This window comes from Corynebacterium xerosis NBRC 16721 = ATCC 373 (assembly GCF_001552415.1).
In the GTDB taxonomy this organism is placed as follows: domain Bacteria; phylum Actinomycetota; class Actinomycetes; order Mycobacteriales; family Mycobacteriaceae; genus Corynebacterium; species Corynebacterium xerosis.
The window spans coordinates 1-4,672 of the sequence record NZ_BCRD01000012.1 but is presented as its reverse complement, the minus strand read 5'-3'; the positions used below and the strand labels follow the sequence as shown (position 1 = coordinate 4,672).

At 67.5% G+C, this 4,672-nt stretch carries 5 protein-coding genes; 4 read left to right on the top strand and 1 reads right to left on the bottom strand.

Annotation, left to right across the window (positions count from 1 at the left end; genetic code table 11):
* The 3 genes from CX1_RS11865 to ramA form a co-directional block, all read left to right on the top strand.
* Positions 1-410, top strand: a 410-nt coding sequence (locus CX1_RS11865; RefSeq protein ID WP_156425061.1) for an NAD-binding protein, incomplete at its 5' end; no start/stop codon positions are given.
* Between the two features lie 9 nt (positions 411-419).
* The gene (locus tag CX1_RS11860; protein WP_060925730.1) at positions 420-1,199 is read left to right on the top strand and encodes an enoyl-CoA hydratase; all 780 of its coding nucleotides are present in this window, start codon (positions 420-422) and stop codon (positions 1,197-1,199) included.
* 335 nt (positions 1,200-1,534) lie between these two features.
* Entirely contained in the window at positions 1,535-2,371 is an 837-nt protein-coding gene (gene ramA, locus CX1_RS11855; RefSeq protein WP_046650178.1) for an acetate metabolism transcriptional regulator RamA, read from the top strand.
* Positions 2,372-2,445: 74 nt separating this feature from the next.
* On the opposite strand, the gene CX1_RS11850 is transcribed toward ramA, so the two are convergent.
* The gene (locus CX1_RS11850; RefSeq protein WP_046650177.1) at positions 2,446-3,054 is read right to left on the bottom strand and encodes a cob(I)yrinic acid a,c-diamide adenosyltransferase; all 609 of its coding nucleotides are present in this window, start codon (positions 3,052-3,054) and stop codon (positions 2,446-2,448) included.
* A 47-nt stretch (positions 3,055-3,101) separates the two neighbouring features.
* On the opposite strand from CX1_RS11850, the gene murA reads away from it, so the two are divergent.
* Entirely contained in the window at positions 3,102-4,364 is a 1,263-nt protein-coding gene (gene murA, locus CX1_RS11845) for a UDP-N-acetylglucosamine 1-carboxyvinyltransferase (RefSeq protein WP_046650176.1), read from the top strand.
* The last annotated feature ends 308 nt before the right edge of the window (positions 4,365-4,672 follow it).

The following is a 4,672-nucleotide window of genomic DNA, read 5'->3' as shown; positions in this document are numbered from 1 at the left end:
TGGCCGCGAAGGTCTGCAACAACATGGTGCTGGCCATCCAACAGATCGCCATCGGCGAGGCGATGGTCCTGGGCGAGAAGCTCGGCCTGGCCCCGGAGGCGTTCCACGAGGTCGTCTCCAACTCCACCGGCGCCTGCTGGTCACTGACCGTCAACTGCCCGGTGCCCGGCCCGGTGCCGACCTCACCGGCGAACAACGGGTTCAAGCCCGGCTTCGCCACGGCGCTGATGGACAAGGACCTCGGCCTGGCCGAGCACGCCCTGGACACCGCCGGCACCGCCGCCCCGATGGGCCGCCTGGCCCGCGATCTGTACTCGCGATTCCTGGCGGACGGCAACGGGGGCCTGGACTTCTCTGCCATCATTGAACAGACCCGGGCCGATGGCGCGGACGCCAACGAAAGGAACTAGAAGATACCCATGTCCGAAGGCACCTACGAGACCATCCTGACCTCCGTCGAGGGGCGCGTGGCCACGATCACGCTCAACCGGCCGAAGGCCCTCAACGCACTGAACACCACGGTGATGAACGAGCTCGCCAACGCCGTCGAAGGCTTCGACCGCGACCGCGGGATCGGCGCGATCGTGATCATCGGCTCCGAGAAGGCCTTCGCGGCCGGCGCCGACATCAAGGAGATGAAGGACCTTTCGTACAAGGACGCGTACCTCGATGACCTGTTCTCCGGCTGGGACCGCCTGTCGCGGGTGCGCACGCCGATCATCTCGGCCGTCTCCGGCTACGCCCTGGGCGGCGGCTGCGAGCTGGCGATGATGGGTGACATCATCCTGGCCGCGGACAACGCGAAGTTCGGCCAGCCCGAGATCACCCTCGGCGTCATCCCCGGCATGGGCGGCTCGCAGCGCCTGACCAAGGCCGTCGGCAAGTACAAGGCCATGGACCTGGTGCTCACCGGCCGCATGATGGACGCCGAGGAGGCCGAGCGTTCCGGCCTGGTCTCCCGCATCCTGCCGCTGGAGGGCTTCGCCGAGGAGGTCGCGAAGATCGCGGAGAAGGTCGCCGGCATGCCGCTGACCGCCTCCTACATCGCCACCGACGCCGTCGACCGGGCGCTGGAGACCACCCTGACCGAGGGCGTGCACTACGAGCGCAGCGTCTTCTACTCGCTGTTCTCCACCGCCGACAAGATCGAGGGCATGAACGCCTTCGCGGAGAAGCGCAAGCCCGAGTGGGAACGCTGACCCTCTGACCCGCTGATCCGGGAATCCCGACCCCGTTCGGAGTGAGGGGCCGTCGCCGCATTGCGTGAAGCGCAGCGCCGCGACGGCCTTTCTCCGTTCCACCCCCGCCCGCCCCGGGGGTGAGGAATCCGCCCTGCAGGGGGCAACGCGAACGGTTCCACATGAAGATATTCACGAACCGTGGGGGTGGAGTTTCGGCCAAATTGTGAGGATCGCCTCAATGCAGGGGCACCCTTTTGGAGGGTATAGTTTCCGGTGTACGGAAACACGCCCCCCGCTCGGGGTCACCTGGGTCAGGCGCGGGGCAGCAGGTTGGGTAGCAGGAGGCAGCGTTCATGGATCCCCACCGAATTTTGGACGACGATGAAGTGATCAAGTCGTCCCTGGTCACGCTCAAGAACGCTACGGGCATCCCCGTGACCATGTACGCCGAAGTCATCGACGGCGGAAAGATGCAGATCAGCCATTGGGTCGGTCTGCGCACCCCCGCGATGCACAATCTGGTCATAGATTCCGGCGCGGGCGTCGGCGGCAGGGTCATGTCGACCCGTCGGCCGGTCGGCGTCAGCGATTACCTCCGCGCGAAGGTGATCACGCACGAGTACGACCAGAACATCAAGGACGAGGGCCTGCATTCGCTGGTCGCCGTGCCGGTGATCGTCGCCCGCCAGGTGCGCGGCGTGCTCTACGCCGGCGTGCATTCGTCGGTGCGGCTGGGGGACAAGGTGCTGGAGGAGGTCACCATGACCGCCCGGTGCCTGGAGCAGGACCTGTCGGTCGCCGACGCCTGCCGCAACATGGACCGCGCCGCCGGGGGCAAGGGCGGCCGGGTGATGAACGGCGCGGAATGGGAGCAGGTGCGCTCCACCCATTCGAAGCTGCGCATGCTGGCCAATCGGGTCGACGACGAGAAGCTGCGCCAGGAGCTCGAGGAACTCTGCGACCAAATGGTCACGCCCGTGCGGGTGAAGCAGACCACCAAGCTGTCGGCCCGCGAGCTGGACGTGCTGGCCTGCGTGGCGTTGGGCCACACCAACGTCGAGGCGGCCGAGGAAATGGGCATCGGCGCGGAGACCGTGAAGTCCTACCTTCGTTCGGTGATGCGCAAGCTGGGGGCCCACACCCGGTACGAGGCGGTCAACGCGGCCCGCCGCATCGGGGCCCTGCCCTGATCTGATCCTGCACTGATTCTGCTTGACGACGGACCGGCGCGGACGCCGGGCCGTCGTCAAGCTTCTTTTTCGTCCTAGTCCGAGGAACCGGACCCGCCGACATTGTCCGGGCCACGCTCGCCGCCCGGGACCCACAGGACGTCATCGCCGTCATTGGCGACGCGCGACAGGATGAAAAGCAGGTCGGACAGGCGGTTCAGGTACTTCGCCGGCCACGAGGACGTGGTCTCCGGGTGCTCGCGCACCGCGGTCCAGGCGCGACGCTCCGCGCGACGGGCGACCACGCGCGCCGAATGCAACAGCGCCCCGGCCTTCGTGCCGCCCGGCAGGATGAAGGACTTCAGGGAGGGCAGATCCTCGTTGAACGAGTCGCACCACTGCTCCAGGCGGGTGACGTAGTCCTCCGTGATCCGCAGCGGCGGGTACTTGGGGTTCTCCTCGATCGGGGTGGCCAGATCGGCGCCGGCGTCGAAGAGGTCGTTTTGGATGTGGCGGAGCACCGCGGCGATGTCCTCGGACGGCTCGCCGAGAACCAGGACCTGGCCGATGACTGCGTTGGCTTCATCGCAATCTGCGTAGGCCTCCAGGCGCGGATCATCCTTGGGGACGCGGCTGAAATCCGACAGGCCGGTGGTGCCGTCGTCGCCGGTACGGGTGTAAATGCGTGTCAAATGAACGGACATGACACCACTCTAGGCGGCGGCGGCGAAAGTGTGGTTTCGTTGGTGCCGTGGCAAACGAACGATTCCTGGTCAAGGGCGGCGCTCGGCTGAGCGGGCAGGTCCGCGTGTCCGGCGCGAAGAACTCCGTGCTCAAGCTGATGGGCGCGGCGTTGCTGGCGGAGGGCACCACCGTGCTGACCAACTGCCCGGCCATCGACGACGTCCCGCTGATGCAGAAGGTGCTCGAGGGCCTGGGATGCACGGTCGAGCGCGAAGGCGACGTCGTGCGCATCACCACGCCGGCCGAGCTGTCGCCGCGCGCCGACTTCGAGGCCGTGCGGCAGTTCCGCGCGTCCGTGTGCGTCCTCGGGCCACTGACCGCGCGCTGCAAGAAGGCCATCGTCGCCCTGCCCGGCGGGGACGCCATCGGGTCGCGGCCGCTGGACATGCACCAGTCCGGGCTGGAACAGCTCGGTGCACGGACCTACATCAACCACGGGTGCGTGGTGGCCGAGGCCGAACACCTGACCGGCGCGCACATCAAGCTCGACTTCCCGTCGGTCGGCGCGACCGAGAACATCCTCACCGCCGCGGTGCTCGCGGACGGCCGGACCGTTTTGGACAACGCCGCGCGCGAGCCGGAAATCGTGGATCTGTGCGACATGCTCGTCGCCATGGGTGCGCGGATCTCCGGTGCCGGGTCGAACACCATCACCGTCGACGGCGTCGCGGAGCTGCGGCCGACGCGCCATGAGGTCGTCGGCGACCGCATCGTCGCCGGCACCTGGGCGTATGCGGCCGCGATGACCGGCGGCGACGTCACCGTCGGCGGCATCAGCCCCAGCCACCTGCACTTGGCGCTGGAAAAGTTGAAGAACGCCGGCGCACAGGTGGAGACCTACGCCGCCGGGTTCCGGGTGCGCATGGAGGGCCGGGCGTCGGCCGTGAACTACCAGACCCTGCCGTTCCCGGGTTTCCCAACCGATCTGCAGCCCATGGCGATTGCGCTGGCCAGCGTCAGCGAGGGCGTCAGCGTGCTCACCGAGAACGTCTTCGAGTCGCGTTTCCGGTTCGTCGACGAGATGATCCGCCTGGGCACCGACGCCACCGTCGACGGGCACCACGTGATGATCCGCGGCAAGCGGCGCCTGAGCTCGGCTCCGGTGTGGTCGTCGGACATCCGCGCGGGCGCCGGCCTGGTGTTGGCGGGCCTGTGCACCGAGCCGGGCGACCTCACCGAGGTGCACGACGTCTTCCACATAGACCGCGGGTACCCCGACTTCGTCGAGACCCTCACGTCGCTTGGCGCGGACATCGAGCGCGTCCAGTAGGGCGGGCGGGCTCGCTTTACGACGACCACCGGGCCCGTCTCCTCGGGAGGCGGGCCCGGTTTGGTTCTTCCTTGGGGCAGCGCAATCGCTTTTCCTGGGTTGACGTGGCGTTTTGCGTTGTTCTCGGCGGCGTGTGTAATGTTCTGGGAGTCAGCGAGGCCGACGCCGCAAGGCGACACGGAAGCTGGCGCTGGGGGAAGACCTGAAACGATCCGGTCGAAGCCGTTTGCGCGGTTGAAATCGGATGTGCTAAGTTCTTCTCTTGCTGCTTGAAGCGGCCGGGAGTGCCCGGTTGTGGAGGGTGTGCC

Bases quoted from the DNA above. Each gene is read 5' to 3' on its own strand.
- CX1_RS11860 (WP_060925730.1), top strand. From the start codon at position 420: ATGTCCGAAGGCACCTACGAGACCATCCTGACCTCCGTCGAGGGGCGC.
- ramA (WP_046650178.1), top strand. From the start codon at position 1,535: ATGGATCCCCACCGAATTTTGGACGACGATGAAGTGATCAAGTCGTCC.
- CX1_RS11850 (WP_046650177.1), bottom strand. From the start codon at position 3,054: ATGTCCGTTCATTTGACACGCATTTACACCCGTACCGGCGACGACGGC.